Origin of the sequence: Kineococcus xinjiangensis (assembly GCF_002934625.1) — a bacterium.
GTDB classification, from domain to species: domain Bacteria; phylum Actinomycetota; class Actinomycetes; order Actinomycetales; family Kineococcaceae; genus Kineococcus_A; species Kineococcus_A xinjiangensis.
In genome coordinates, this window is the sequence record NZ_PTJD01000003.1 from 1 (window position 1) to 25,673 (window position 25,673).

Sequence of the window (25,673 nt, forward strand, 5' to 3'; positions counted from 1 at the left end):
CATCCACCGGTGCTCGCCGGCGGCGACCCGCAGCCGCACCTCGGCCCGCACCGGCTCCGCACCGCCTGCTTCCAGGCACTGGGAGAAGCGGGCGTGGGCTTCCAGCACGTCCTCGGGGTGCAGCAGGTCCAGGAAGTCGGTGCCCCGCAGGGCTTGCGCGTCGGTTCCCCACGCGGTGGAGGCGGAGGGGCTGACGTAGGACAGCGTCCCGTCGGGGCGGATCGTGGCCAGGACCTCGTGGGAGTCCTGCACGAGGGCGCGGAACCACGCCTCCGCGGAGCGCAGCTCGGTCAGCGCCGTGCCCAGCTCGGCCAGCGCGGCGAGGCGCTGGTCCGCGGTGCGGGCGACGTGCAGCAGCGCCTGCAGGCCCGTCGCGGCGGTGAGCGCCGTGAGGACGTGCGCCGTGGCCACCGGCAGCGGCGAGTGCAGCACTCCGCTCTCCAGGAGAGCCGCCTGCACCACCAGGAGCACCCCGGTGGTGACGGCGACGGGTCGCCACGTGCGTCCGCTGGACCAGCCGATGTGGACCGCGCCGGTGATGACCGCCGACAGCGGCAGCAGGAACCCGGTGCCGACCGCGGCGTTGACCACTGCGGTCAGCGACAACGAGACGGCGACGCGCAGGGTGTGGCGCCGGTCCATCCCTGGCCCGCCCAGCCAGCGGTGGTAGCGGCTCTGCGACCCCACCCCCAGCAGCGCGCAGGCGAGGACGAACACCCACAGCGGCAGGACCATCAGCCCGTGCTGCGCCAGCAGCCATCCGAGGGGCAGCACGAGGACCGCTGTCAGGGCGCCCGCCACCACGGGATGCGCTCCCGTCGCCCGGGTGCTCGTGGTCGCGGGACGGGGCGTCGTCGGTCCCGCTCCAGCGCCCACTCGGTCCCCTCCCCGGTCCGGGGCGGACCCCGCCCCACCTGGAGCCATCGGCGACCGGGCCCGCGCACTTGACCGGCGCTGCCCCGTCCGAGTGACCCCCGTCGACGTGTGCACTCACGGGTGGTCCCGGACGCTGGGTGAGTCCTCGTCAGCAACGGCTGGTCGCTGCGGACGAGGGCTCGGTGCGCGCCGCAAGGTCCTCGTGCTGCGCCAGAGGACCGCCCCTCACGACCGCTCGGAGCGCTTCCCCGATCCGCAGGACCGGCCCTAGCCGTCCGCCCGCTCCGGTGCCACCGCCGACTCCCGCGCGAGGCGCTGCAGCAGCAGCCGGTCCGGCTTGCCCGGCCCCCGCAGCGGCAGCTCCCGCAGCAGCACGAGCTGACGGGGGGCGGCGTGCGCGGCGAGGCGGGCGGTGACGAAGGCCCGAAGCTGCGCGAGGTCCACGCCGCCCGCGGCCTCCCGCGCCACCACGGCGGCGACGAGGCGCTGGCCCCACCGCTCGTCCTCGACGCCGACGACCGCGGCCTCGGCCACGGCGGGGTGCTGCACGAGCACGCCCTCCACCAGCGCCGGCGCAACCTTCAGGCCGCCGGTGGTGACCAGGTCGTCGAGGCGGCCGAGGACCTCCAGTCGCGGGCGCTGGCCGGATCCGCCCGGGCCGGCGCGCAGGACGCCCGCGTCGTCGGTGCGGAAGCGGCGCCGCCCCGCCGGGTCGCGGTCGAAGGCGGGCGCGTCCGGGCGTGCGCGGTAGCCGCGGGCCACGACGTCCCCGGACAGCAGCACCCGCGACGTCGCGGGCTCCACGTCGGCGTGCACCCCGTCGAGGGGGAGGCCGTCGTAGACGCAGCCGCCGCAGGTCTCGCTGGAGCCGTAGGTGGTGACGACGCGCACGCCCGCCGCGGCGGCGCGTTCCAGCAGGGCGGGCGGGGTGGCGGCGGCGCCGACGAGGACGGCGTCGAAGGAGGCGAGGGCCGCGGTGGCCTCCGCGCCGGCGTCGAGGAGCCGCAGGAGCTGGGTGGGCACGAGGGAGGTGCGGCGCAGCGCGCCGGTGCAGGCGGCCGCGGCGGCGGTGAACGCGGCGGGGGTGAACCCGCCGGCGAGGTCGACGACGACGGGTTCCGTCCCGGCCAGCAGCGAGCGCAGCAGCACCTGCAGGCCGGCGACGTGGTGCGCGGGCAGGGCGAGCAGCCACTGCTCCCCGCCCGGCGGGCCGGGGGCGCCGAGCCGGGTGCGGGTGGCGGTCGCGGAGGCCCGCAGCGCGGCGGCGCTGAGCAGCGCGCCCTTCGCGGTGCCGGTGGACCCGGAGGTGGAGACGACGACGGCCGTGGGGTCGTCCGGGTCGTCCTCGGCGGCCGCCAGGGGCTCCCCGGGCAGCAGGTCGGCGGGGGGCGGGGAGCCGGCCGGGTGGGGGAGGAGCGCCGGCCCGGTGCCGTCGAGGGCAGCGCGCAGCCGGGGCAGCGCTGCGAGCACGGCCGCCCCGGTGGGCAGGGGGAGCGGCTGCAGGAGCCGGGCGGCGCTCACGTCGTCACTCTCCCACCGTGCGCGCACCGATCGGGTGCTCGGCCCCACCCGATGGTCGGAGCCGGCGCATCCGATGGGCCGACGCCCTGCACGGCGCCTCTCCGTAGCGTTCACGACATGGACACAGCCGCCGGGGGACCCGTCTTCGCACCCCGCCCCGCTCCACCCGCACCTCCGGTGCCCGCCGCGCCCGTGCCCGCGGCGCGGGCGGTGCCGCTGAGCCAGCGCTCCCTGGCCCCCGACGTGGCCCGCGGGGCGATGCTGCTGCTGATCGCCCTGGCCAACGCCCACATCTACCTCGTCGGCCGCGCCGTCACGCCGACCGCCTACCCGGTCGCCGAGGCGGGCAGCGCCCTCGACCGCTGGGTGGCCTTCGCGCAGACGCTGCTCGTCGACGGCCGCGCCTACCCGATGTTCAGCCTCCTCTTCGGCTACGGCCTCGTGCAGCTCGCCCGCCGCCGGCAGCAGGCCGGGGGCGACCCGGCCTCGGTGCGCGGCCTCGTGCGCCGCCGCGGCGGCTGGATGATCCTCATCGGCGCCCTGCACGGGATCCTGCTGTGGTCCGGCGACATCATCGGCGCCTACGGCCTCGTCGCGGTGCTCTTCGCGGGCGTGCTCGTCGGGCACCGCCGCGGCCGCGCGGTCCTCGTCGTGGTGGGCGTGCTGCTGCTGGCGGGCTTCGCGTTCCTGCGCGGGCTGTTCCACCTGGAGACGACGGCCATGATGCCGTCGCTGGGGCAGGAGTCCGCGGGCTGGGCCGCACTGCTGCGGCTCGTGGAGTGGACCAGCGGCACCCTGCTGACCCCCCTGCTGATCACCGCGGCGGTGGCGCTGGGCGCCTGGGCCGCGAGCCGGGGCCTCCTCGACGAGCCGGCACGCCACCTGCCGCTGCTGCGGTGGGTCGCCGTCGCCGGGCTGGCCCTGGCGGTCGTCGGCGGCCTGCCCCTGGCGCTGGTCAGCGCGGGGACCTGGCAGGCGGAGGCGGGCTGGCAGCTCGGTCTGGCGATGACTGCGCACTCCGTCAGCGGCTACGCGGGTGCGTTCGGCTACGCGGCGGTGTTCGGGCTGCTGGCGGCGCGGGCGGCCGGTTCCCCCGGCCCGGTCCTGCGGGGGCTCGCGGTGGGCGGCCAGTGGTCGATGAGCAGCTACCTCGCGCAGTCCGTGGTGTTCTGCGCCGTGCTCGCGGCGTGGGGCGGTGGGCTGGGCACGTGGGTGGGCACGGCCGCCGCCTCGGGGATCGCGCTGCTGACGTGGGCGGGGCTGCTGGTGGCGGCCAACGTCCTGGCGGGCAGCGGGCGCCGGGGCCCCGCGGAGGCCCTGCTGCGCCGGCTGACGTACGGCCGCGCCTCCGGTGCTCAGGTCTCGGTGAACAGCGCCAGCGTCGAGCGGCCGAGCGGCCGGTCGGCGTAGACCAGGCGCACCGCGGCCGGGTCCGGGTTGCCCGCGTCCGGGCCGCGCCAGACGAGGTCCAGCCCCGCCCGCTCCGCCGCCCGCCGCGACCCCTCGTTGTGCTCCAGGAGGTAGGCGACGACCGGGATCCCCGGCTCCAGTGCGGTCGCGGCGTCGCGGGCGGCCGCGATGAGCTCCTGGGCGTAGCCGCGGCCCCACTGCCCGCGCGCGAGGCGGTAGTACAGGTTCCAGGCGGCGACGTTCCAGGCGGCGCCGAAGCGCAGGGTGCAGCCGCCGACGCCGAGCAGCGGACGGGGACCCTCACCCGCACGCGGGCGCAGCGCCCAGATGTCCAGCCCGTGGTGCTCCCAGCCCTGCACCGCCCGCCGCACCATCGCCTCCGTCTGCGCGCGCTCGGTGTGCCGGCCCGAGGGCAGGTGCTCCCAGACGGCGGGGTCGGCGTGCAGGGCGTGCAGTTCCTCGACGTCCCCGGCGCCGACGGCGGTGAGGAGGAGGCGCTCGGTGACGGTCTCGCGCAGGGCTGGCACCCGGGCAGTGTCGCGCAGCGCGGGGCCGGCGGTGAGCGGTCGGCGTCCTTGACGGGCTGCCGGGCCGGTTCCAGACTCGACGGGTGGCGTCGCTGCGTGCGCGCGACCTGCGTGCAGCCCTGGACGTGGTCACCGTCCTGGCCGGAGCGGAGCGGCCCGAGGACGTGGCCTCGGCGGTGGCGCCCGCGCTGACCGGCCTGCTGCACGCGGACGGTTTCCTCTACCACGACTCCGAGGTGGTCCGGCGGGGCGGCGAGGTCCTCCGCTGGCGGGTCGCCTCGGCGCTGCCGACGCCCCCGTTCCCGGGCCACGAGGACCTCATGTGCGAGCACCCGCTGGTGCGCCGCGCCGACGACGTGCTCCAGCGGGGCGCGTTGCGACTCAGCGACGTGGAGACCGCCTCGTCGTGGCGGTCCTCGCGGCTGTACGGGGAGGCCCTGCGGGCCGAGGGCGTCGACGACCAGGTGACGAGCGTCCTGGAGCGCTCCGGGGACCGCTGGCGGACGGTGACGTGCTACCGGGCCGGAACGCCCTTCACCGAGCGCGAGCGCGACCTGCTCGCCCTCCTCCGCCCGCAGTTGCGCGCCGGGCTGCGGCGACTGCTCCCGCCCGGCCGCCCCCGTCCGGGTACCGGTGCGGCGCCGGCCCTCCCCGCCGCGCCGGCCGGATCGGAGCTGACTGCGCGGGAGGACGAGGTGATGGCCCTGCTGGCCCGCGGGTGCACGTCCGGGCAGATCGGCCGCGCGGTGGGCTGCAGCGCCCGGACGGTGGAGAAGCACCTGGAGCACGTGTACGCCAAGCTCCGTGTCACGAACCGCGTGGAGGCGGTGCAGCGGTGGAGCCCGCGGGGCACGGGCGGGGCCGCGGCGCCCTGAGGGCGGCTCGTCCGGTGGAGCCCTCCGCTGGAGGTCGTACGTGGAAGTACGCATGGAGGCGGCCGGGCGCCGCTGCCTACCGTTGCACCGGCGGACGCGCGCCCCGCAGGGCGCTCGGCGACGGCGGCCCGTCCAGCAGCGCGGCGGCCGCCGGGGATCCGCCGACCGGTGCAGCGTCGCACCCGGGGGGTGGCGTCCATGTGGTGGTTCCACCCGCGGGGTTTCCCGGCGCCCGGCAGGGCGCCGAGGTTGCGTGCGGCGCTGCGCCGGTACCTGCCGCTGGAGGTCACGGCCACCTCCAGCGCGCTGCTGGCCGGGCTGGGCACCCTGTGGCTGACGGGAAGCCTGGCCGCCACCGCCGCAGTCGCCTCCTGGGCGGAGTCCCTGGGGTTCTACGCGCACGCACTGCTGCGGGCGGGCCGTTCCTCGCCAGCCGCACCGTGCCGGGGAGGCGCCCAGCGGTTCCGGGCACGCGCCGCGTCGGCCCGCGCGGTGGTCGTGGAGTTCGGGCCCGGGGAGGTGCTGGACACCGTCCTGCTGCGTCCCCTGCTGATCTGGCTGGCGGCGGTGGCGACGTCCTCCGCCGTGGTGGGACTCGTCCTGGGCAAGGTCCTCGCCGACGTGGTGTTCTACGGCATCGCCGCTTTCATGCGTGCGGTGGCGGTCGAACGCACTGCTGCCGATGCTCCCCGCGTCGCGCGGGGGACGGCGCCGCGGGTGGGGCCCGTCACGACGAACCCCACCCGCAGCGCGCTCACCGGTTCCGGACCCGCTCCGGTGCGAGCGGACCCGGGGTCCGGCTCACCTGCGGCAGGTGACGCCGACGCAGTCCGGCTGGACCTTGCTGCCGCTGGCGCGGTTGCCGCCGCCGTCGGTGCCACCGGGGGCGAAGATGCCGTGTCCGGCGCTGCTCCGGACCCGGTTGCCGCGCAGGGTGACGTCGCGCGCGTCGCCCTCGACCGAGGACGCGGCCACGCGGATGCCGGGGGGCGTGGGCGCTGCGCCCTCCCAGTCCCCGTACGGCCCGAACCCGCTGTGCGTGACCTTGTTGCCCTCGATGAGCACATCGTGCACGCTCTGCGCATCGTCCGCCACGAGGATCCCGCTCCAGCCGCTGTTGCGGATCCGGTTGTTGCGGATCTCGATGTCCTCCAGCCAGATGCCGTACAGCGTGATGCCGGTGAGGGCGCCCTGCACGGAGTTGCCCTCGACGGTGACCTTCCGGATGCTGTCACCGAGCGCGATGCCGCCGCTGCCGGTGAAGCGGTTGCCCGTCACCTGCGAGTCGCCACCCTCGTAGAGGTTGACTCCGCGGTCGGTGAAGACGTTGTTCCGGATGGTGATGCCGCCGCCCCGGCCACCCGCGGAGCCGAGGTGGTTCTTCTCGATCAGAGCGGCGCCGTGGTAGTCGAGGCCCACCCCGCCGTCGATGCGGGAGTTGCGGACGGTGAGTCCGCCGCTGTACCCGCTGGAGATCGCGTTCGGGGTCCCCAGGCCCTCCACGGTCAGCCGCTCGGTGAAGACGGCCTCGACCGCGTAGACGTACCCCTCGATCCGGCCGTTGCGGATGGTGACGTCGTCGGTGCGCGTGTAGTCGTCGCTGTAGTAGCCGACCGTGATGCCGGGGACGTTCCACTCCGCCGTCCCCCCGGCGTGGCGGAGCGTGTGCCCGTTCAGGTCGATGGTCGTGCCCGAGGTCTTCACGATCAGGCCCGGGCCGGTGCAGTTCAGGTCCCGCGTCAGCACGACCCGGCCCTGCACCTCCGAGCCGCACGTGACCTGCTTCGCCGCCGGACTGGCCGCGGTAGCGGCCGGAGCGGTGAGCAGGGCCAGCGGCAGCGTGACCGCTGCGGCGGCGATCTTGATGATGGTCCTCATGAGTTCCCCCCTCTGGTGCCTGGATCGGCGGGAGGATCCTGGCAGAGAGCCACCGCCCGGACGGGGGTTTCCGGCAAGGAGGAACTCGACGGCGACTCGGCCGGGGTGCCGGGCACGTCGGGCGCACCGGCCCCGGACGAGAAGCCCGGGCGCCCTCGCGCGATCGAGGCTTCAAGAAGGCCTTCACCGACCATGCCCGCCGCCTGGGGATCGACGTCGTGGTGATCCGCCGCCATCCGGGCAGCGCCGGGTTCACCGTGCCGCCCCGGCGCTGGGTCGTGGAGCGCTTCCTCGCCCGGATTCCCGCACGCTCCGCGCGGGAGGTGCCCCCAGCCGGGCACGCCGCCTGGCCCGCGACCACGAGCGCACGATCACCTCGGCGGTTTCGATGGTGCAGATCGCCCACTCACGAATGATGCTGCGACGACTCACCCGCACCCTCTGAGATCAGTCGTTCAGAACAGCTCGTCGAGGAGGTGGCTGCCGCTGTAGCCCCGGGGTGGCCACGAGGGCCGCGGCACGGAGGGAGCCCAGGGCAGGAAGAGGATCGTGAGGAGGGCGACGTCCAGCCACTCCGCGGCGTAGCGCCAGTAGTTGCGCGGCGTGTGCCGCAGGCGCCGGGTCACGAGCATCCACGGCACGCTGAGCGGCAGCAGCGCCAGCCACGCCAGGCACCCGCCGGCGGCTGGCGAGGCGACGACGCCCAGGTCGCGCAGTGGGTGCGGCAGGACCTGCAGGGCGTCTTCGAGGCCACCGCCGCCCGCTTCACCAAGGGCGAGCTGCCACCGCTGCCCTGAACCACGCGCCGGCCAGGAGTCCCCAGCGCCGCGCGCACATCGACGAGAACGGAAGATCATCCAGCCCTCGCCAAGATCCGCAGGACAGGCCCAGTCGCGCGGGCGACGTGCCCGGTCAACCCCGCGCCGCCGTCGAGCAGGCCGTGCGCGTCCGGTTCCGCGAGGGGGTGGCCGCTCGCGCGCTCCGGTCGAAGCCCACCCGTGCCGGCGGTGGTGACCGGGACCGGCTCAGCGGCCGGGCCCACGCGTCGGCCGCCCGCGGGTAACGACGAGGGGGCGTGCCCCGATGCCCTCCTCGCCGGGCGGAGCCGCTGCCCACCTCGACCGACGGACCGCCCGTGCCTCCTGTCCCACCCGCCCCGCTCCCACCCGTCCCGCTCCCGCCGGTCCTGCCGCTGGCACCCGGGACTGCCGCTCGCTGGCGCGACGCCCGCGCGCCGATCTGGGTGCGCTGGTGCATCCTCGCCCTCTGGATCGTCCAGCTCGTCGTGGGTCTCGAGGCCGACACCGCTCCCTGCACCCCGGAGGACCCGTCGTACTGCGGTCCGGACCCGATGTTCCCCGTGTGGTTCGTGCTGCTGCTGGGGACACCGGCGCTGCTGCCGCGCCGGCCCGTGGCCGGGTGCGTGCTCGGGGCCGCCGCCGCGGTCCTCGAGCTGCTCGCCCACCAGACCACCGAGCCCGCGGTCACCGCCGGGTTCGCGCTCGCCTGCGTCGCCGCCGCGCTGTGGCACCGGGGTGCGCGGGCTGCGCAGGCGCGCATCGCCACCGACGCCGCCGGAGGGATCCCCCTCACCGTGCCGCAGCTCGCGCGCGCTCCCTGGCGCCCCACGCGGGTGGGCGCAGCCGCCCTGCTCGCCGCCGCATCCGTGGCCGCTGCGGGCTGGTACGGGTACGAGGTCCACCGCGAGCAGGCGCACGTCGCGCGGGCCGTGGAGGTCCGCGCGACGGTGCTGGACGTCCGCGACGAGTTCACCGTCGTCGTGGAGGTGCGGGACACGGGGCAGCGCCTCGACCTGGAGGTCCTGGAGACCCTGCCGTACCGGGTGGGGCAGGAGGTGCCCCTGCTGGTCGACCCGGCCGACCCGGGGTGGGGGCGGCTGGTGGCGGAGCCGCACGATCCCACGATGTGGCTGGCCGCGGTCCTGGCGGCCCTCGGCGGGGCGGCCGCCCTGCTGTGGGAGGAGGCGTCCCGTCGTCGCGCCGTCGACCGCATCCGGGCGGGGGGCCGGCCCGGCCTGCGGGTGCGCGTGCTCGACGAGGGGGACCGCCTGCTCGTGCTGGCGGCCGACCCGCCGCCGGACGGGGCCGACGACCGGCCCGTGGCGGTGGTGCCGCTCGGGTGGGGTGCGCCACCGGCCGGGGACGGCGTCTCGGGCGGTCGGGGGTTCGACGGCGCCGAGGAGGAGCTGTTCGGGCGGTGGTGGCGCGGGGAGATCGACTTCCCCGACGACCCGGTCCTGGCCGACGACGAGGACGACGACGAGGAGCGGGACGCAGGTCCGGAGCCTGCGGTGCTGGCCGGATCGCTGCACGACGGCGGCTGGGTCGCCGTGGTCACAGCCTCCGGTGCCCTCGTCCCCGCGGGCAGGTTGCGGGCCCCCCGGGGGGAGGAGCGCGGTCCCCTGCGACCCGCGTCGGAGGACCGGCCGAGCGCGCCGGCGTCGCCGTCGTCGGAGGGGATGGAGCCGCCGGAGGGGATGGAGCCGCCGGAGGGGTTCGAGCCACCGGGGGAGCCGGTTCCCGCCGGCGTGCTGCGCGCGGAACCGGAACTGCCGCTGCTGGTCCGGCCGCGCGGGCCGCGACGCGTCCTGGGTGCGGTTCTGGTCGCGGTCGCCCTCGCGGGCGCGGCGGCGGTGGTCCTCCTCGTGCAGGACTGGTTCGTGGTGGCCGGTCTCCTCCTGATCCCGGCGCAGGTCCTGCGCGCCGGCGCGGTGCTGCTGGCGTCGGCGGTCCGGTTGCACCCCACCCACTTGGAGGTGCTGCACCTGGGGGAGGTCGAGCGGCTGCCCTGGGGACGGCTGCACGGGGCCCGCCGGGACGGCCGGCGGCTCCTGCTCGCCTGGGCGGGGCGCGAGGAGCCGGTTTCCGTAGGGCCCTTCCGCGGGGCGGAGGAGGCCACCCAGGTGGGGGCGGCCATGGCCGTGCTGCGGGAACGGGCGCTCACCCCGCAGGTGGCCCCGGGTGCGGTTCAGGCCACGTCGCGCGGCGCGGCCAGGTGGGCCTGGTGGGCGGTCTTCGCCGCCGTGGTCGTCGTGGCGGGGTTCCTCCGGTCCCCGGTGGCCGGGTGAGCGGCGATCGCGTGGCCCCCCTCGTGCAGGGCTGCGTCGGTCGGTGGGCGTTTGTGCCCCACACGTGCCCCGAGGTCATCGGCTCGGGAAGGTTTGGGGCGGGGGTGCGGATCGCGGGCGTCCGTGCTCAGCGGAGTGTCCGCGAGGCGCCGTGGAAGACCGGGGGAGGGGCCTCAGTGCTGCTGCTACGGGCGCGCAGCGGGCACGGCCGTAGGTAGGCGAGGATGGCGAGGCGGGCGTCCGAGGACTCGGTCGGCGAGGTGGACACATGAGTAGTTGCGACCAGGGTTGGCAGGACCTCGAGGAGAGTGGCTGGCGACCTCGCACCAGTGAGACGTGGACAGCCACCGTGGCCGCATTGCCGCCAAGGACGCCGGTGACAGGAATGGTGGTTGCCACTCTCCCGTTCGGTTGCTTCATCAGGATCGATGGTTTTCCGGACGCGATGGGTCTCGCCGAGATCGTTGGCATGCCCAGAGACTTCGAATTGCCGGCCAAGGGCACCCACCTGCGCTTCGAAGTCGCTGGACATCGTGATCACAACCACCAGGTCGCGCTCTACTTCCTGACGCACCCCCGGGTGCAAGGGGCCGAGGGCTGAGCGGAGAGCGTCCTCTTCGTCCCGAACGACGCGCGGTGGTGTCGCTGGGTCGCATTGGTGCAGCTGGTGGCACGTCGAGCGGTGGTGCGCGTCATCAAGCGGTGGGGTCGCTGCTGCACCGGCGTGGCACTCGCGGCTCGGGTCGGATCGACTTCCTAGCGGGAAGTGTCGCGGTCAAGTCCCTAACGTGGAGACGTGGCAGCGTGGCTGACGGAGATGACGCCTTCAGAGCGCGTGGAGCGGTACCTCCGCGAGTACGCCGTCAGGTCAGACGCCCCACGATCTGCCGACCTGGGGACACGCGATGGGGACGGGCAGAGCTTGCCGCGGGAGCTGGCCGCCGCGGTGCCGCTGGCCCATGCCTTCCACGACCGCTACGGAGGCTTGATGCTGCCGATCGCGGGCGGTCCCCTGTGGCCCGGCCTGCTCCTGGGGGTCTTCCGCGGGCGACCGATCTGGCAGACCTCGAGCGGCGAGGTGGTTTTCCGTGCGGCCGAGCATGACGAAGCTCAGTGCGCGTTCACCCTGTCCACCGAAGGCGTCTTCGCCGCGGCGTGGTCTCGGGAGTTCACCGCACTGCTGGACTCCTTCGCCATGCTGCTGGAGCACTGCGCCCTGTGGGCGGCCGTGCAGCGCTGGCACTACGCCTGGATCGACACAGCGGCTCCGGAGGCGGTGACGGGCTCCATGGTTGAGGACCTGGCCATCCAGCCACAGGCCTCCGGGCGCTTAGGGCGCTCCTGGCTGGGCGCTGACACCGCCGTCTTCGCCGCGCCGAACCTCACCGGACTGCAGGACGGACATCCGCAAGTCTGCGTCTTGGTCCGCGATCACACCCGTGTCGCCGATGTGCGGCGTCGCCTCCACGGCCTGGGCGAGAATCCCTCCTCGGCCGCCGAGCCCGGCTATCGACCAGTGCCGGCGCTCGCGCCCAACCCGGGTGGGCGCCGCCGCTGAGATGAGATCTCGGGTGGCCTGCCGGGGCGAACGGCTTGGGCCACGAGCCGGGGCCGTGAGCCGACGTCACGATGCGGCCGTCGGCGGCAGCGACGAGGACACGGCAGCCAGCCCCGCACCCAGACCGCCCCCTCCTCCAGGCCCTCCCCGGCTGAGTGGGCAAGCCCGTGCCACGAGTGCTGCCCGAGCGCGCCGGGCCTGGGTGAGTCGGAGGCTTCCTGCCGTGGCAGCACTGCGCCACCACTGCGCCAGCCTCCTGCTGGCCGCGGGGGAGTCCGTCGTAGCCGTGGCCGAGCGGCTGGGGCACGAGGACGCCTCCCTGGTGCTGAGCACCTACGGGCACCTCATGCCGGGGTCCGACGACCGCACCCGCCGGGCCGTGGATGCGGCCTGGGCTGGCAAGGATCGTCCTTCGCACGCTCCTTGCGGAGCGTGCCGACGCATGTCTACGACTGCTCCGGGGGCACATCCGCGACGATGACGCGGATCGACCGGCCGTGTCGGATCATCGTCAGCTCTGCGGGTCCATGAGGCTCGACCCGCCACGCGTCCGGCGAGTAGGGATCGCGCAACGCCTCCGTGATGTCCCTCAGCGCCTGCTGTGCGTCTGAACTGGGCGACACCGGCGGCATCAAGCCGGACGGGCAGCCTGGGATGCCGCAGTCCGAGTCGACGTCAGTCGCGCCGGAGCCCATGTCGTGCTCGAACTCGTAGTGGAAGCAGACGTAGTGCATCTGCTCGAAGATCTCGTAGTCCCGTGCCGGGGCACTCACGGGACGTGAGCACCGCCGGCAGACCTGCTCGTCCATCACGTCCGCAACGGTAGGCCAGCTCGAGTGCGGTGCTCGCCCACGAAGGGAGTCGGCGGGCTTGATGTGCCCCGGATGTGCCCCGGCCAGTCACCGCAGGCGCTCGACCTGTGACAACACCGGGCTCTCAGAAGTACCAGGGGAACTCCGACCAATCCGGTTCCCGCTTCTCGAGGAACGCGTCGCGCCCCTCGACGGCCTCGTCCGTCATGTACGCCAGGCGGGTGGCCTCCCCGGCGAACACCTGCTGCCCGACCATGCCGTCGTCCACGGCGTTGAACGCGAACTTCAGCATCCGCTGCGCGGTGGGCGACTTGCCGTTGATGGCCGCGGCCCACTCCAGCGCGGTGCGCTCCAGGTCGGCGTGGGGGACGACCTCGTTGACCATCCCCATCCGGTGGGCGTCGGCGGCGGAGTAGGGACGGCCGAGGAAGAAGATCTCGCGGGCGAACTTCTGCCCGACCTGCCGGGCCAGGTAGGCGGAGCCGTAGCCGGCGTCGAAGGAGCCCACGTCCGCGTCGGTCTGCTTGAAGCGGGCGTGCTCGGCGCTGGCGAGGGTGAGGTCGCAGACGACGTGGAGGCTGTGCCCGCCGCCCGCGGCCCAGCCGGGGACGACGGCGAGGACGACCTTGGGCATGAACCGGATGAGGCGCTGCACCTCGAGGATGTGCAGGCGCCCGCCCTCGGCCCTCGTGCGGGCGGTGTCGACGGTGTCGGCGGTGTCCCCGGCGGCGTACTGGTACCCGGAGCGGCCGCGGATGCGCTGGTCGCCGCCGGAGCAGAACGCCCAGCCCCCGTCGCGCGGGCTGGGGCCGTTCCCGGTCAGCAGCACGCAGCCCACGTCGGGGGAGCGGCGGGCGTGGTCCAGGGCCCGGAACAGCTCGTCGACCGTCTGCGGGCGGAAGGCGTTGCGCACCTCGGGGCGGTCGAAGGCGATGCGGACGGTGCCGCGCGCCGAGCCGTCGAGGGTGCAGCGGTGGTAGGTGATGTCCGTGACCCCGTCGGCCGCGGTGAACCCCGCCACCTCCGCCCAGGCGCTGGGGTCGAACGTCTCGCTCACTCCGTCGAGGGCAGGCACGTCCGCCGAGGGTAGAGGGTCGCGGCGGGCGGGTCGCGGCGGCAGCGCGGAGTAGCGTCGCGGCATGGGTCACACCGGGGGCAGTGGACGCTACGTCGAGGGCGAGCGCGTCTTCGGCCCGCCGTCGGGGGTGTTCGACGCCGACTGGGCGGCGGGCCTGGTGCTGGACCGGCTCGGTGCGGGCGCCGGCGACCGGGTGGAGATCGCCCGTGCCGCGCAGCTGGCGTGGTCGGCGCGGTGCGCCGGCCGGGACGCGCACGAGGCGCTGGCGGAGGCGGGTCTCGCTCCGGACCTGGGTCGGGCGGTGGTGGGTGCCGTCGACGACTTCACCGCCGCCTACGGGGCCGGGCCCGCCGCAGAGGGCCCCGGCCCCGCCGGGACCCCGCCCACCGGCTGACCGCTGCCATGGGGCGAGGATCGGGGCGTGACGCCCTCCTCGCCCGACGTCCGGCCGCCCGAGGTCGCCCTGAGCGACGTGCTGGAGCGCGCCGCGGTGGTCCGGCTCCCGCTGCGCACCCGCTTCCGCGGCGTCGCCGAGCGCGAGGCGGTGCTGCTGCGCGGCCCCGCGGGATGGGGGGAGTTCGCGCCGTTCCTGGAGTACGGCCCCACCGAGGCCGCCCGCTGGCTGGCCGCGGCGCTGGAGTCGGCCTGGACCGGCTCCCCGCCGGCGGTCCGCGACTGGGTCGAGGTCAACGCCACCGTGCCCGCCGTGCCCGCCGCGCAGGTGCGGCAGGTGCTGGCCCGCTACGACGGCTGCACGACGGTGAAGGTGAAGGTCGCCGAGCCGGGGCAGGGGCTCGCCGACGACGTCGACCGGGTGCGGGCGGTGCGGGAGGTGCTCGGCCCGGCGGGGCGGATCCGCGTCGACGCCAACGCCGCGTGGTCCCTGGACGAGGCGGAGCGTGCGCTGCGGGCGCTGGCGCCGGTGGGCCTGGAGTACGCCGAGCAGCCCTGCGCCGACCTCGCCGACCTGGCCCGGCTGCGGGTGCGGCTGGCCGCGGCCGGGGTGGACGTGCTGCTGGCCGCCGACGAGAGCATCCGCAAGGCGGAGGACCCCCTGCGGGTGGCGGCCGCCGGGGCCGCGGACGTCGTGGTGCTGAAGGTGGCGCCGCTGGGCGGGATCCGCCCGGCGCTGGCCGTGGCGCAGGCGTGCGGCCTGCCCGTCGTCGTCTCCAGCGCCCTGGACACCTCCGTGGGCATCGCCGCCGGGGTGGCGCTGGCCGCGGCCCTGCCGGAGCTGCCGTTCGCGTGCGGCCTGGGCACGGCGGCGCTGCTGGCCGCCGACGTGACGCCCCGCCCGTGGGTTCCGGTGGCGGGGCGCCTGCCCGTCGGGGCGGTGGAGGTGGACGGGGCGCTCCTCGCGGCGCACGCGGCCCCCGGCGAGCGCGCCGACTGGTGGCGGCGGCGGATCGCCGACTGCTGGGAGTTCCTCCCGCGGCGTTGAGCCCGCCGCGTCAGGCCTGCGGCGCGACGGCGGCGGGGCGCCGCGGGCGGCTGGGGATCGCCACCACCCCGTCGTCGAGGCTGCCCTCCTGGACCGCGGCCAGCACGTGCAGGACGTGCAGCGCGAACTCCGCCGACGTGCGGTGCGGTTCGCCGTCCAGGGCGGCGGCGAGGTCGGCCACCCCCAGGCCGCGGAACGGGTGCGGCGGCTCGGGGGTGGTGCGGGCGATGGCGGCCGGGAGCTCCCGCCACTCCCGCTCCCCGCGGCGGCGGATCCGGACCGGCTCGTCGAAGTAGTTCGGGTCCGGCACCGCGAGGGTCCCCTCCGTGCCGTACACCTCGATGTGGGGGAGTTCGGTGTCCCACACGTCGAACGAGTACATCGTCGTGGCCAGGGCACCGGAGGCGAACTGCAGGATCGCGGTGGAGTGGGTGTCGATCTCCACGTCCACCCGGTCGATCCGCTTGTCGGCGGCCGTGACGAGCAGCTGCTGCTCCGGGCGGCTGCTGGCGCTGACGACCCGCTCCACCGGGCCGAGCAGGTTCACCAGCGCCGCGACGTGGTACGGCCCCATGTCCAGCACGGGCCCGCCGCCGGCGCGGAACAGGAACGACGGCTCGGGGTGCCACGTCTCCGCCCGCGAGGAGCGCACGAACGACGTCGCGGCGAACGGGCGGCCGATGAGCCCGGAATCCACTGCGGTGCGGGCGGTCTGCCCCGCGGTGCCCAGGAACGTGTCCGGCGCCCCGCCCAGCAGGCGGCCCGTCTCCCGGGCGGTGGCGACGTTGCGCTCCGCGTCGGCGACGGTGGCGGCCAGCGGCTTCTCCACGTAGACGTGCTTGCCGGCGCGCAGGGCGGCGTCGGTGAGGGCCGCGTGCGCGCCGGGCGGGGTGATGTTCACGACGATCTCGATCTCCGGATCGGCGAGCAGGTCCTCCGCGGTGCCGATGCGGGGGATGTCCCACTCCGCGGCGGCGGCCCTGGCCCGGTCCTCGTCGAGGTCGGCGACCCGCAGCACCGGCAGGTGGGGCTGCGTCGACAGGCCGCGGGCGTAGGCGCGGAAGATGACGCCGGTGCCGAGGATGCCCACACCGCGCCGGGTGCGGGTGGTGCCGCCGGTCTCGGAACTCGTCGTGCCGCTGGTCGTCATGGGGGCTCCTCCGGTGGCGGTGGTTTCTCGGGGGTGGATCTCGGGTCGGGGTGTCCGGTGGGGTTCTCAGGGGCCGGCGAGCAGTTCCCGCACCCCCCGCGGGGACAGGGCCTGCTCGACGGCCGCGACGACGCCGCCGGCGAGCCCGGCGCCCTCGCCCAGCGGGCTGGTGGACAGGTGCAGGTTGCGGGTGGCCAGGGGCAGCGCGCGGGAGTAGACGACCTCGCGCACGCCGGCCAGCAGGTCGTCGCCGGCCTCGGCGAGGGGGCCGCCGAGCACGATCCGGCGCGGGTTGTACAGGTGCACCGCGGTGGCGAGGACCTCGCCCAGCGTCCGGGCGGCCTCCCGCGCGAGCCGGACCGCGTCGGGGTCGCAGGCGCGCAGCCGGGCGACGAGTGCCGCCACGCCCTGAGCGCCGCCCGTTCCGACCAGCCGTGCGGCGAGCGCCGCGGCGGAGGCCACCGCCTCGACGCATCCGGTGCTCCCGCAACGGCAGCGGACGTCGTCGGCGCCGGGGACGCGGACGTGGCCGATGTCGCCCGCTGCCCCGTCCGCGCCGCGGTGCAGGACGCCCTCGGCGGTGACCAGGCCGGCGCCGATGCCGGTCCCCACCTCGACGTGCAGCAGGGGGCTCTGCTCCGCGGGCAGGGCGCGCGCGGCTCCCAGTGCCCGGAGGTTGGCGTCGTTGTCCACGACGGGTCGCACGCCGAGCCGTTCGGCGAGGTCCGCGGCGACGGGGTGCCCGTCCCAGCCGGGCATGATCGGCGGGCGGACGGGAACTCCGCGGGAGACGTCGACGGGGGAGGGGAGCCCGGCGACCACCGCCCGCAGGGGCCCGCCGCCGGCCTCGCGCAGCAGGGCGCGGGCGTGCCCGGCGAGGGCGTCGAGGTGCTCGCGGGGCCCGGCCTCGACGGGCAGGGCGACCTCGGCGGTGGCGAGGCGGCGCTGCCCGAGGTCGGCGACGGCGAGGCCGCTGCGGGCGGTGCCGACGTCGAGGACGAGGACCGTGCCGGCGTCGCCGACCAGTTCCAGCCGCTCGGTGGGGCGCCCGCGTCCGCCGCGGGCCCCGGCGGGCTGCGGCGCGGGGCGCAGGGCGCCGCCGGCGAGGAGGGCCTGGACGTGGGTGGTGACGGTGGAGCGGGCCAGGCCGGTGGTGCGGGCGAGCTCGGCCCTGCTGGTGGCCGCCCCGCAGGCGACGAGGCGCAGCAGGGCGCTGCGCACCGCCTCCTCGTCGCTGCGCCCCGCGAGGGCGGGCGCGGTCAGCCGCAGCGGGCCGGGAGGGAGGGAGGCTGCGGGGGGCATCGCCTCCTCCTCTCCGGGTCGGTGACGGGCCGGCGCTTTTCGGTCGACAGGCAGCCTATTTTTGTCGCTTGTCAGACACAAGTGCCCGGCGTACGGTGCTCGGGCGGGACGGCGCACCGCGCCGGACACCCGCAGCCCACCCCGCAGGCCCAGGCGCAGGAGGTCCCGTGAGTCACCCCGGAAAGCTCTCGGTGCAGCTGTACAGCGTCCGAGAGCACTACGCGGCCGACCTCGGCGCCACCCTCGCCCGGCTCCGCGAGATCGGCTTCCGCCACGTCGAGCCCTTCGGCCTCGGCGCCCTCGACCCCGCCGACGCCCCTGCCGCTCTCCGGCGGGCGACGGACCTGCGCGCCGCCCTCGACGCCGAGGGACTCGCCGTCAGCGGCACCCACGCCGCCGTCCCCGCCGACGTCGACACCCTCCTCGCCGAGCTCGACGCGCTCGGGGCCACCACCGTCTTCGCCCCCACCCCGGGCATGGTCGCCGGGTTCGAGAACGAGGCCTTCGCTGCCGCCACCACGGTGGACGCCTTCGCCGACCGCATGCTCGAGGTCGCGGAAGCGCTGCGCGGCAACGGCATCGCGCTCGGGTACCACAACCACTGGTGGGAGTGGGCCGACCTCGGCGACGGCACCACCGGCTACGACCGGTTCTGGAACCGGGTCGGGGACGCCCTCGTCGCCGAACTCGACGTCTACTGGGCCACCGCCGCCGGGCAGGACCCCGCCCGGGTGCTGGGCATGCTCGGGGAGCGCGCCGTCTCCCTGCACCTCAAGGACGGGCCCGCGCGCCCCGACGAGCCGCAACTCCCCCTCGGGCAGGGCCGGGTCGACGTGGAGGCCGCGGTCGCCGCCACGCAGGCGCGCTGGCACGTCGCCGAGATCGACTCCACTGACCTCGACGAGTTCGAGCTCCTCGCGGGCAACGCCGCAGCCCTGCGCGAGCGGGGACTGTCCGACTTCTGACCCGCGCCCGCTCCCGCGGAGGGGTCAGCCGCGGGCCAGCTTGGAGACCAGCGGCGGCTGCAGCACCAGGCTGGTGCCCACGGCCGGGTTCAGGACCAGGGCCACCGGGGAGCGGAGCAGCAGGGTGGCGACCTCCCGGCCCGTGCGGCGCAGCACGGGGCCGTCCCAGCCCGCGGCCCGGACCTGATCGCTGCTCGTCCACGCCAGGGCGGCGGGGAAGCCCCGCACGTCCTGGATGCTGAAGTGGACCTCGTCCGCGACCTCCTCGGCGGCGCACAGCAGCGGCTCCACGCGCAGCACCGCGAGCAGCTCCTCGTCCACGGTGCCGCGTCCGCGCGCCGCCTCCAGGGCCGCCTCGGCGGGCGACGGTGCTCCCGGTGCGCTGGGTGGCGTGCTCACAGTGCTTCTCCTCCGTGCGCGTCGTGGTGCGCGTTGACCTCCCGCTGCGCGGCGCAGCCACCGCCCACCGTACGCGGCGGCGCACCGGGCCTCAGGAGGCCTTCCCGCCCGGCTCCCAGCCCGGCGGCACCGGCCGCACCAGGTTCGTGATCCGCGCCGTGCAGACGCGCCGGCCCTCCTCGTCGGTGATGACGATCTCGTGGCTGCACAGCGAGCGGCCCAGGCTCAGCGCGGTGGCCGTCCCCGTCACGATCCCGCTGCGGGCGCTGCGGTGGTGGGTGGCGTTGATGTCCGTGCCGACGGCCACGGCGTCCGGCCACACGTGCAGCATCGCCCCGACCGAGCCCATCGTCTCCGCCAGCACGCAGCTCGCCCCGCCGTGCAGCAGGCCCATCACCTGCGTGTTCGGCTCCACCGGCATCGTCGCCACCAGCCGCTCGGGACTGGCCTCCACGAACTCGATGCCCATCCGGAGGATGAAGTCCGACATCGCGAAGGGCAGGTCGAGGGGCCTCGCGGGGGTCCGGGTGGGGGCGTCGTCGCTCACTCCGGCACGATGCCACAGCCGCCGCGGCGCCCTCAGCGGGGGAGCCACCCCGGGGCGTCGGAACCGGCCCGGACCGGCCCGCGGCGCCAGAGCGGCGACCCCGGCGGGCGCACCAGCGTCACCGTGCCCCACGGGGAGCCGAGGTCCGCGAGGTAGGGCCCTGGGTCCGGCCCGGGGTCCGGCTCGGGGTCGGTCTCCGCGCGGGGCCGCTCCAGCAGCCAGCTCGCCGTCCGCGCCAGCGACAGCGCCCCCGTCCAGCCGCCGCCGTGCCGGGACCGCTCCGTGACCGCACGCAGCGCCGCCGCGGCCAGCAGGTGCCCCGTGCCGTGGTCCAGCGCCTGCGCGGGCAGCGCCCCGGGCGTGCCGTCCTCCGCTGCGCACACCGACGCGATGCCGCAGGCCGCCTGCACCACCGAGTCGAAGCCCCGCCGCAGCGCCCACGGCCCCGCCGCGCCCCACGCCGACAGCTCCAGCACCACCAGCCCGGGGTGCGCGCCGGTCAGGCTCGCGGCGTCCACCCCCAGCGCCGCCAGGGCACCGGGCCGGTACCCCAGCACCACGACGTCCGCCGCGCCCGCCAGCCGGTCGAACTCCGCCCGCTCGCCCGCGACGGCCAGGTCCAGCAGGGTGCTGCGCTTGCCCGGGCCGGTGTCCAGGAGGGCGGCGGGGTCCTCCGGCAGGCGGGGGCAGTCCACCCGCAGCACGTCCGCGCCGTAGGAGGCCAGCGTGCGCGTCGCCACCGGCCCGGCGATGACGCGCGTGAGGTCCAGCACCCGCAGGCCCGCCAGCCGCGCCGGCCGGGGCGGCGCGTCCCCCACCCGCCGCAGCGCCACCAGCGGCTGCGCGGTCAGGGCGGCGCCCTGCGGGGTCGCGCGCCACTGCGCCGGGGTCCGCACGGCCGCGGCCACGCCCCCCGCGGCGACCACGGCCTCCTCCAGCTCCGCCGCCGCCCACGACCGCGCGCCCGCCGCGACGTCGGTGCCGAGGACGCCCTCCGCGGCGACCCGGTGGTGCGGGTAGTTCGCGTGCAGGCGCACCCAGCCGTCGCGGCAGGCGGCGAAGCGGGAGGAGGGGTGGAACCCCGCACCGGCCGGCCGGCCGTCGAGGCGGACGTGGCGCTCGCTGCGGAAGGCGAGGCCCACGTGCGCGGCGTCCAGCGCCACCGCGGCCACGGGAGCGCCGGTGGCGGCGGCGCGCGCCTCCTCCGCGGCGAGGCGCTGCGCGGCGACGGTCGCGACGGCGAGGTCTCCCACGGGCAGCGGCGAGCGCAGGGCGCAGGACCCCGTGACGGCGACCCGCGCCGCGAGTTCCGGATCGCCCCCGAGCGCGGCCCACGCCTCGTCCAGCACGGCGCCCAGTCTGGCGCCCCAGCCCCAGCCCCTGCCCCAGCCCCTGCCCCGGCCCCGCCCCGGCCCCGCCCACCCCCGGAAAGGACCCTTTCCGTTGCCCGAGACCCCTCCTGGGCCCCGGAAAGGGTCCTTTCCGGGGGAGGGGCCCCTCCCGGGGCACGGAGAGGACCCTTTCCGGAGGTGGAGGGAGCGCGGGGGGCGCGACACTGGGGTGGTGAGGGGGGTCGGCAGGGTGCGGCAGGCGGCCGCGGTGGGGCTGCTGGCGCGGGCCTACGCGCGGCTGCTCGGCGCGCGGCACGAGCAGCACGGCGACCTGCACGTCTGCTGGGGCCTGCCCCGCTGGGCCTTCCCCCGCGGCGGCGTGACCTTCGGCGACACCTACCTCACCGGCTCCGCGCCCGTCGCCCGCTCGGCGCGCCGGCTGCGCCACGAGCGCGTCCACGTCGAGCAGTGGCGCCGCCACGGCTGCCTGTTCGCGCTGCTCTACGTGCTGGCGGGGCGGCGGGCGCAGCGCAACCGCTTCGAGGTGGAGGCCGGCCTCACCGACGGCGGCTACTCCCCGCACTGAGGCCACCCGCGCCGACGCCCCGCCCGGTCAGGGGCGAGACTCGGGACGTGAACCCCTCCACGGCGCTGGCCGCGGTCGTCGTCGACTCCCTGGTGCGCCTGGGCCTGCGCCACGTCGTCCTCTGCCCCGGCTCCCGCAGCGCCCCCCTCGCCTATGCGCTGGCCGCGGCGGAGGCGGCGGGGCGGCTGCACCTGCACGTGCGCATCGACGAGCGCAGCGCCGCGTTCTGCGCCCTGGGGCTGGCCAAGGCCCTGCCGGACGGGCTGGCGGCGGTCGTGACGACGAGCGGCACCGCCGTGGCGAACCTGCACCCGGCGGTGCTGGAGGCCCACCACGCCCGGGTGCCGCTGCTGGTGCTGACGGCCGACCGCCCGCACGAGGTCCGCGGCAGCGGCGCGAACCAGACGAGCGACCTGCAGGCGGCGCTGTTCGGCGCGGCGGTGCGGCTGGCCGTGGACGTGCCGGCGGCGGAGGAGCGCGCGGGGCAGGCGCCGGGGTGGCGCTCGGCGCTGAGCCGGCTGGTGGCGGCGGCTCGCGGCACCCGCGGCGGGGATCCGGGGCCGGTGCACGCGAACCTCGGCTTCCGGGAGCCGCTGACCCCGGACGGCGACCTGCGCCGGCCCGAGGACGTCGAGGGCACCGCGGGACTGACGGAGGTCGTGCCGGGGGCGGCGCCGGCCGCCGTGCCGCTGGAGCCCGGCCCGCGCACGGTCGTCGTGGCGGGCGACGGTGCGGGTGCGGCCGCGGGGCGGCTGGCGGCGGAGGCGGGCTGGCCGCTGCTGGCGGAGCCCTCCTCGGGGGCGCGCTGCGGTGCGGCGGTCGGTCCGTACCGGCTGCTGCTGGAGGAGGAGCGGCTGGGCCGGCGCATCGAGCGGGTGGTGGTGGTGGGCAGGCCGACGCTGTCGCGGCCGGTGTCGCGGCTGCTGGCGCGCGCGGACGTGGAGGTCGTGGTGGTGTCGCCGGGCGGGGCGTGGCCGGATGCGGGGTTCCGCGCCCGCCGGGTCCTGGCGGGGGTGGCCGCGCCGGCGCGCACCGGCGACGGCGGGTGGCTCGACGCCTGGGCGGGTGCGGGGCGGGCGGCGGCGGCCGCGGTGGACTCGGTGCTGGACGGCCTCGCGGTCGAGGGGGTGCTGACGGGGCCGCTGGTGGCGCGGGAGGTGGCCGCGGCCGCGCACGCGGGGCCCGGGGCGCTGGTGGTGGCGGCGAGCAACGCGGTGCGGGACCTGGACCTGGCGGGGGCGCCGGGCCCCGCGCCGGTGTTCGCGAGCCGGGGCCTGGCGGGCATCGACGGCACGGTGTCCACGGCGTCGGGGGTCGCGCTGGCCGCGCCCGCAGCGGCGGGGGGCGCGCCGACCCGGCTGCTGGTGGGGGACCTGGCGTTCCTGCACGACGTCAACGGCCTGCTCGTCGGCCCGGGGGAGGTGCGCCCGGACCTGCAGGTGGTGCTGGTCAACGACGACGGCGGCGGCATCTTCGAGTTGCTGGAGCACGCCGACGCCGTGGACCGGGCGGTGTTCGAGCGGGTGTTCGGCACCCCGCACGGTGCGGACGTGGCGGCGCTGTGCCGCGGCTACGGCGTGGCGCACCGGCTGGTGCCCGACCTGGCCGGCCTGCGCGCGGCGCTGGCGGCGCCGCCGGCGGGCACGAGCGTGGTGGAGGTCCGCCTCGACCGGGCCCGGGTGCGGCCGGTGCAGCAGCGCATCGCCGCGGCCGTGCGGGAGGCCGTGGCCTGAGGACCGTGGCCTGAGGACCGTGGTCTGGGGGCCGCCGGAGTCGCTGCGCGGGCCCCGGCGGTGGCCTGCCACCATCGGGGGGTGAGCAGCCCCGAGCCCGTCCGCGCCGACCTCGGCAAGCGCCCCGCCGAGGTCTCGGCCATGTTCGACGACGTCGCCGAGCGCTACGACCTCACCAACGACCTGCTCTCCCTCGGGCAGGACCGCCGCTGGCGCCGCGCCGTGGTCCGCGCCGTCGACGCCCGCCCCGGCGAGCACGTCCTCGACCTCGCCGCCGGCACGGGCACCTCCACCGAGCCGTTCGCCGACGCCGGCGTGCACGCCGTCCCCTGCGACTTCTCCCTCGGCATGCTCCGCGTCGGCAAGCGCCGCCGCCCCGACCTGCCCTTCACCGCCGGCGACGCCACCCGGCTGCCGTTCGCCGACGCCACGTTCGACGCCGTCACGATCTCCTTCGGCCTGCGCAACGTCGTCGACCCCGACGCCGCCCTGCGTGAGACGGCTCGCGTGACCAAGCCGGGCGGGCGCCTGGTCGTGTGCGAGTTCTCCACGCCCACCTGGCGGCCCTTCGCCACCGTCTACGGCGAGTACCTCGTGCGCGCACTGCCCGCCGTCGCCCGCCGCTTCAGCTCCCACCCCGACGCCTACGACTACCTCGCCGAGTCCATCCGCGCCTGGCCCGACCAGCCCGCGCTCGCCGCCCGCATCCAGGGCGCCGGCTGGTCCGACGTGGCGTGGCGCAACCTCTCCGGCGGCGTCGTCGCCCTGCACCGCGGCCGGATCCCCCGCCGGGGCTGAGGCCGCCGCCACGGGCGGGCTGCGGATGCCGTACCCCCGCCCTGTTGGCACCATCCCCGCCATGGGGGACGAGCCGGAGCTGGGGCGGGCGCTGGTCGAGGCGCTGATGCTGCACCCGCACGACGCGCTCCTCGTCATGCGCGCCGTCCGCGACGAGGACGGCCGGGTCGTCGACTTCACCTACGCGCTGACCAACGACACCGCGGAGCTCAACGCGGGACGGCCGCTCGCCGGGCGCTCGATGCTGGAGGCCTGGTCGCGGGAGGACAGCCCCTTCCTCGACGTCTTCACGGCCATGCTCGAGGACGGCGGCTGCCTGCTCAGCGAGTACGACGGCTCCGGCCCCACCTCCGACCCGGCGCTGCACGGGCGCACCTTCGCCGTCTACGCCCGTGCCGCCGGCCCCGACCTCGTCGTGGCCCAGTACCGCGACATCACCGGGCTGCGCCGCGCCGAGGCCCTGCTGCAGGAGCAGGCCACCCACGACGTCCTCACCGGCCTGCCCAACCGCAGGCTCTTCCTGGACCGCCTCGACGTGGCGATGGCCCGCCTCGAGCGGCACCCCGCCACGCTCGCCGTCCTGTACTGCGACCTCGACCACTTCAAGCAGGTCAACGACACCCTCGGCCACGGCGTCGGCGACCGGCTCCTGCAGCAGGTGGCCACCGCCCTGCGCGGGGCGCTGCGTCCCGCCGACACCCTCGCCCGCTTCGGCGGCGACGAGTTCGTCGTGCTGTGCGAGGACCTCGAGAGCACCGACGCTGCGCACGACCTGGCCGAACGGCTGCGCGCCGCCGTGCCCCCCGCGCTGCGCATCGAGGACCGCGACGTCCAGGTGGGCCTGTCGGTGGGGGTCAGCACCACCGACAGGCCGGCGCCCGTGGAGCGCGTGCTCAGCGAGGCGGACACCGCCCTCTACGCCGCCAAGCGCGCGGGCCGGCGCCGGGTGCACGTCTTCGGCGAGGAGATGCGCGCGGCCTCCCGGCGCCGCTACCACGTCGAGTCGGGCCTGTACGGGGCGCTGGAGCGCGAGGAGTTCCTGCTGCACTACCAGCCCAAGGTGCACATCACCTCCGGGCGGATCAGCGGCGTGGAGGCCCTGCTGCGCTGGCAGCACCCCGACGAGGGGCTGCTGCTGCCGGTGGAGTTCCTCGACGTGGTGGACGACGGCGGCCTCGTGCTGCCGGTGGGTGAGTGGGTGCTGCGCCGTGCCTGCGAGGAGGCCGCGCGGTGGGGGAGCGCGGCGGAGACCCCCCTGGTGCAGGTCAACCTCTCCGCCCGCCAGGTGACGTCCCCGCTGCTGGTCGAGCTGGTGCGCGACGTGCTGGCGGTCACGGGGCTGCCGCCGGCGCGCCTGGAGCTGGAGGTCACCGAGGGGCAGGTCCTCACGAACATGCGGGCCGCCGTCGCGGTGCTGCAGGACGTGCGCGACCTGGGTGTGGGGGTGGCGCTGGACGACTTCGGCAGCGGCTACTCCTCCCTCGCCTGGCTGCAGCGGCTGCCCGTGACCACGCTCAAGCTCGACCGGGCCTTCCTCAGCGACCTCACCACCGCCCCGGGCAGCGCCGCCATCATCCGCGCCGTCGTCGACCTCGGGCACGCGCTGGGGCTGCGCGTCGTGGGCGAGGGCGTGGAGAACGCCGGGCAGCTGGAGGCGCTGCGGGGCCTCGGGGTCGACGAGGCGCAGGGCTTCCACCTCGCCCACCCCATGCCCGCCGCCTCCCTGCGCCGGATGCTCTCGCCGCCCGCGTCGCGCTGACGGTCCCCGGCGGCACCCGTCCCCGGTTGCCGCCTCCTG

24 protein-coding genes are annotated in these 25,673 nt (G+C 76.5%); 12 read left to right on the forward strand and 12 right to left on the reverse strand.

The genetic code is table 11. The annotated features are described in order from the left end of the window. Both CLV92_RS04785 and menE read right to left on the reverse strand, forming a co-directional pair. Positions 1–801: PAS domain S-box protein (locus CLV92_RS04785; RefSeq protein ID WP_158257132.1), on the reverse strand; the 801-nt coding region annotated here is incomplete at its 3' end. Between the two features lie 342 nt (positions 802–1,143). Then, complete coding sequence (gene menE / locus CLV92_RS04790; protein WP_104431964.1) at positions 1,144–2,397, reverse strand: o-succinylbenzoate--CoA ligase; 1,254 nt, start codon at positions 2,395–2,397, stop codon at positions 1,144–1,146. Positions 2,398–2,514: 117 nt separating this feature from the next. On the opposite strand from menE, the gene CLV92_RS04795 reads away from it, so the two are divergent. Continuing rightward, positions 2,515–3,807: a DUF418 domain-containing protein gene (locus tag CLV92_RS04795; RefSeq protein WP_104431689.1), complete on the forward strand. Its 1,293-nt coding sequence runs from the start codon at positions 2,515–2,517 to the stop codon at positions 3,805–3,807. Here CLV92_RS04795 and CLV92_RS04800 read toward each other — a convergent pair. Then, positions 3,753–4,334, reverse strand: a complete 582-nt coding sequence (locus CLV92_RS04800; protein WP_211290874.1) for a GNAT family N-acetyltransferase — start codon at positions 4,332–4,334, stop codon at positions 3,753–3,755. The genes CLV92_RS04795 and CLV92_RS04800 overlap by 55 nt on opposite strands. Positions 4,335–4,417: 83 nt before the next feature. Between CLV92_RS04800 and CLV92_RS04805 the strand changes: the two genes are divergently transcribed. Further along, entirely contained in the window at positions 4,418–5,209 is a 792-nt protein-coding gene (locus CLV92_RS04805; RefSeq protein WP_104431690.1) for a helix-turn-helix transcriptional regulator, read from the forward strand. Between the two features lie 801 nt (positions 5,210–6,010). On the opposite strand, the gene CLV92_RS04810 is transcribed toward CLV92_RS04805, so the two are convergent. Next, a complete protein-coding gene (locus tag CLV92_RS04810) occupies positions 6,011–7,087 on the reverse strand; it encodes a right-handed parallel beta-helix repeat-containing protein (protein WP_104431691.1) in 1,077 nt (358 codons plus the stop codon). Positions 7,088–7,542: 455 nt separating this feature from the next. Continuing rightward, positions 7,543–7,944, reverse strand: a complete 402-nt coding sequence (locus CLV92_RS20900) for a hypothetical protein (protein ID WP_146099421.1) — start codon at positions 7,942–7,944, stop codon at positions 7,543–7,545. 386 nt (positions 7,945–8,330) lie between these two features. On the opposite strand from CLV92_RS20900, the gene CLV92_RS04820 reads away from it, so the two are divergent. The 3 genes from CLV92_RS04820 to CLV92_RS04830 all read left to right on the forward strand — a co-directional run bounded on the left by CLV92_RS04820 (position 8,331) and on the right by CLV92_RS04830 (position 11,733). Further along, positions 8,331–10,175 (forward strand): hypothetical protein, encoded by a 1,845-nt coding sequence (locus tag CLV92_RS04820; RefSeq protein WP_104431693.1) that lies wholly within the window; start codon positions 8,331–8,333, stop codon positions 10,173–10,175. A gap of 268 nt (positions 10,176–10,443) precedes the next feature. Then, complete coding sequence (locus tag CLV92_RS21895) at positions 10,444–10,776, forward strand: hypothetical protein (RefSeq protein WP_211290875.1); 333 nt, start codon at positions 10,444–10,446, stop codon at positions 10,774–10,776. 195 nt (positions 10,777–10,971) lie between these two features. Next, positions 10,972–11,733 carry a hypothetical protein gene (locus CLV92_RS04830; RefSeq protein WP_104431695.1) on the forward strand — a complete coding sequence of 254 codons (762 nt, stop codon included), beginning with the start codon at positions 10,972–10,974 and terminating at the stop codon, positions 11,731–11,733. Between the two features lie 446 nt (positions 11,734–12,179). Here CLV92_RS04830 and CLV92_RS04840 read toward each other — a convergent pair whose 3' ends face one another. Together CLV92_RS04840 and CLV92_RS04845 are read right to left on the reverse strand one after the other, a co-directional pair. Next, complete coding sequence (locus tag CLV92_RS04840) at positions 12,180–12,545, reverse strand: hypothetical protein (protein ID WP_158257133.1); 366 nt, start codon at positions 12,543–12,545, stop codon at positions 12,180–12,182. A gap of 124 nt (positions 12,546–12,669) precedes the next feature. Then, positions 12,670–13,620 (reverse strand): 1,4-dihydroxy-2-naphthoyl-CoA synthase, encoded by a 951-nt coding sequence (locus tag CLV92_RS04845; RefSeq protein ID WP_211290876.1) that lies wholly within the window; start codon positions 13,618–13,620, stop codon positions 12,670–12,672. Between the two features lie 64 nt (positions 13,621–13,684). On the opposite strand from CLV92_RS04845, the gene CLV92_RS04850 reads away from it, so the two are divergent. Both CLV92_RS04850 and CLV92_RS04855 read left to right on the forward strand, forming a co-directional pair. Beyond that, complete coding sequence (locus CLV92_RS04850) at positions 13,685–14,017, forward strand: hypothetical protein (RefSeq protein ID WP_104431698.1); 333 nt, start codon at positions 13,685–13,687, stop codon at positions 14,015–14,017. Positions 14,018–14,044: 27 nt separating this feature from the next. Then, positions 14,045–15,064, forward strand: a complete 1,020-nt coding sequence (locus tag CLV92_RS04855) for an o-succinylbenzoate synthase (RefSeq protein WP_104431699.1) — start codon at positions 14,045–14,047, stop codon at positions 15,062–15,064. Between the two features lie 10 nt (positions 15,065–15,074). On the opposite strand, the gene CLV92_RS04860 is transcribed toward CLV92_RS04855, so the two are convergent. Further along, positions 15,075–16,214 carry a Gfo/Idh/MocA family protein gene (locus CLV92_RS04860; RefSeq protein ID WP_104431700.1) on the reverse strand — a complete coding sequence of 380 codons (1,140 nt, stop codon included), beginning with the start codon at positions 16,212–16,214 and terminating at the stop codon, positions 15,075–15,077. Between the two features lie 66 nt (positions 16,215–16,280). After that, the gene (locus CLV92_RS04865) at positions 16,281–17,516 is read right to left on the reverse strand and encodes an ROK family transcriptional regulator (RefSeq protein WP_104431701.1); all 1,236 of its coding nucleotides are present in this window, start codon (positions 17,514–17,516) and stop codon (positions 16,281–16,283) included. A gap of 167 nt (positions 17,517–17,683) precedes the next feature. Here CLV92_RS04865 and CLV92_RS04870 point away from each other — a divergent pair, with 167 nt between their 5' ends. Continuing rightward, positions 17,684–18,481, forward strand: coding sequence for a sugar phosphate isomerase/epimerase family protein (locus CLV92_RS04870; RefSeq protein WP_104431702.1), 798 nt, complete (start codon positions 17,684–17,686; stop codon positions 18,479–18,481). A 24-nt stretch (positions 18,482–18,505) separates the two neighbouring features. Here CLV92_RS04870 and CLV92_RS04875 read toward each other — a convergent pair whose 3' ends face one another. From CLV92_RS04875 to CLV92_RS04885, 3 genes are all read right to left on the reverse strand, one after another. Continuing rightward, positions 18,506–18,880, reverse strand: coding sequence for an SseB family protein (locus CLV92_RS04875; protein ID WP_104431703.1), 375 nt, complete (start codon positions 18,878–18,880; stop codon positions 18,506–18,508). A 91-nt stretch (positions 18,881–18,971) separates the two neighbouring features. Then, positions 18,972–19,370 (reverse strand): hotdog fold thioesterase, encoded by a 399-nt coding sequence (locus CLV92_RS04880; protein ID WP_104431966.1) that lies wholly within the window; start codon positions 19,368–19,370, stop codon positions 18,972–18,974. An 89-nt stretch (positions 19,371–19,459) separates the two neighbouring features. Continuing rightward, entirely contained in the window at positions 19,460–20,776 is a 1,317-nt protein-coding gene (locus CLV92_RS04885) for a CoA transferase (RefSeq protein ID WP_104431704.1), read from the reverse strand. A 214-nt stretch (positions 20,777–20,990) separates the two neighbouring features. Here CLV92_RS04885 and CLV92_RS04890 point away from each other — a divergent pair, with 214 nt between their 5' ends. The 4 genes from CLV92_RS04890 (at position 20,991) to CLV92_RS04905 (ending at position 25,634) form a co-directional block, all read left to right on the forward strand. Beyond that, positions 20,991–21,344, forward strand: a complete 354-nt coding sequence (locus tag CLV92_RS04890; RefSeq protein ID WP_211290878.1) for a hypothetical protein — start codon at positions 20,991–20,993, stop codon at positions 21,342–21,344. A 47-nt stretch (positions 21,345–21,391) separates the two neighbouring features. Continuing rightward, positions 21,392–23,077 carry a 2-succinyl-5-enolpyruvyl-6-hydroxy-3-cyclohexene-1-carboxylic-acid synthase gene (gene menD, locus CLV92_RS04895; RefSeq protein ID WP_104431705.1) on the forward strand — a complete coding sequence of 562 codons (1,686 nt, stop codon included), beginning with the start codon at positions 21,392–21,394 and terminating at the stop codon, positions 23,075–23,077. An 81-nt stretch (positions 23,078–23,158) separates the two neighbouring features. Further along, positions 23,159–23,875, forward strand: coding sequence for a demethylmenaquinone methyltransferase (locus CLV92_RS04900; RefSeq protein WP_245886428.1), 717 nt, complete (start codon positions 23,159–23,161; stop codon positions 23,873–23,875). Between the two features lie 61 nt (positions 23,876–23,936). After that, complete coding sequence (locus tag CLV92_RS04905) at positions 23,937–25,634, forward strand: putative bifunctional diguanylate cyclase/phosphodiesterase (RefSeq protein ID WP_158257134.1); 1,698 nt, start codon at positions 23,937–23,939, stop codon at positions 25,632–25,634. Positions 25,635–25,673 lie beyond the last annotated feature (39 nt).

Excerpts from the sequence above, each read along its gene's own strand:
- CLV92_RS20900 (WP_146099421.1), bottom strand. The coding sequence starts at position 7,944 with ATGATCTTCCGTTCTCGTCGATGTGCGCGCGGCGCTGGGGACTCCTGG.
- CLV92_RS04880 (WP_104431966.1), bottom strand. The coding sequence starts at position 19,370 with ATGTCGGACTTCATCCTCCGGATGGGCATCGAGTTCGTGGAGGCCAGT.
- CLV92_RS04850 (WP_104431698.1), top strand. The coding sequence starts at position 13,685 with ATGGGTCACACCGGGGGCAGTGGACGCTACGTCGAGGGCGAGCGCGTC.
- CLV92_RS04810 (WP_104431691.1), bottom strand. The coding sequence starts at position 7,087 with ATGAGGACCATCATCAAGATCGCCGCCGCAGCGGTCACGCTGCCGCTG.
- CLV92_RS04865 (WP_104431701.1), bottom strand. The coding sequence starts at position 17,516 with ATGCCCCCCGCAGCCTCCCTCCCTCCCGGCCCGCTGCGGCTGACCGCG.
- CLV92_RS04795 (WP_104431689.1), top strand. The coding sequence starts at position 2,515 with ATGGACACAGCCGCCGGGGGACCCGTCTTCGCACCCCGCCCCGCTCCA.
- CLV92_RS04860 (WP_104431700.1), bottom strand. The coding sequence starts at position 16,214 with ATGACGACCAGCGGCACGACGAGTTCCGAGACCGGCGGCACCACCCGC.
- CLV92_RS21895 (WP_211290875.1), top strand. The coding sequence starts at position 10,444 with ATGAGTAGTTGCGACCAGGGTTGGCAGGACCTCGAGGAGAGTGGCTGG.
- CLV92_RS04905 (WP_158257134.1), top strand. The coding sequence starts at position 23,937 with ATGGGGGACGAGCCGGAGCTGGGGCGGGCGCTGGTCGAGGCGCTGATG.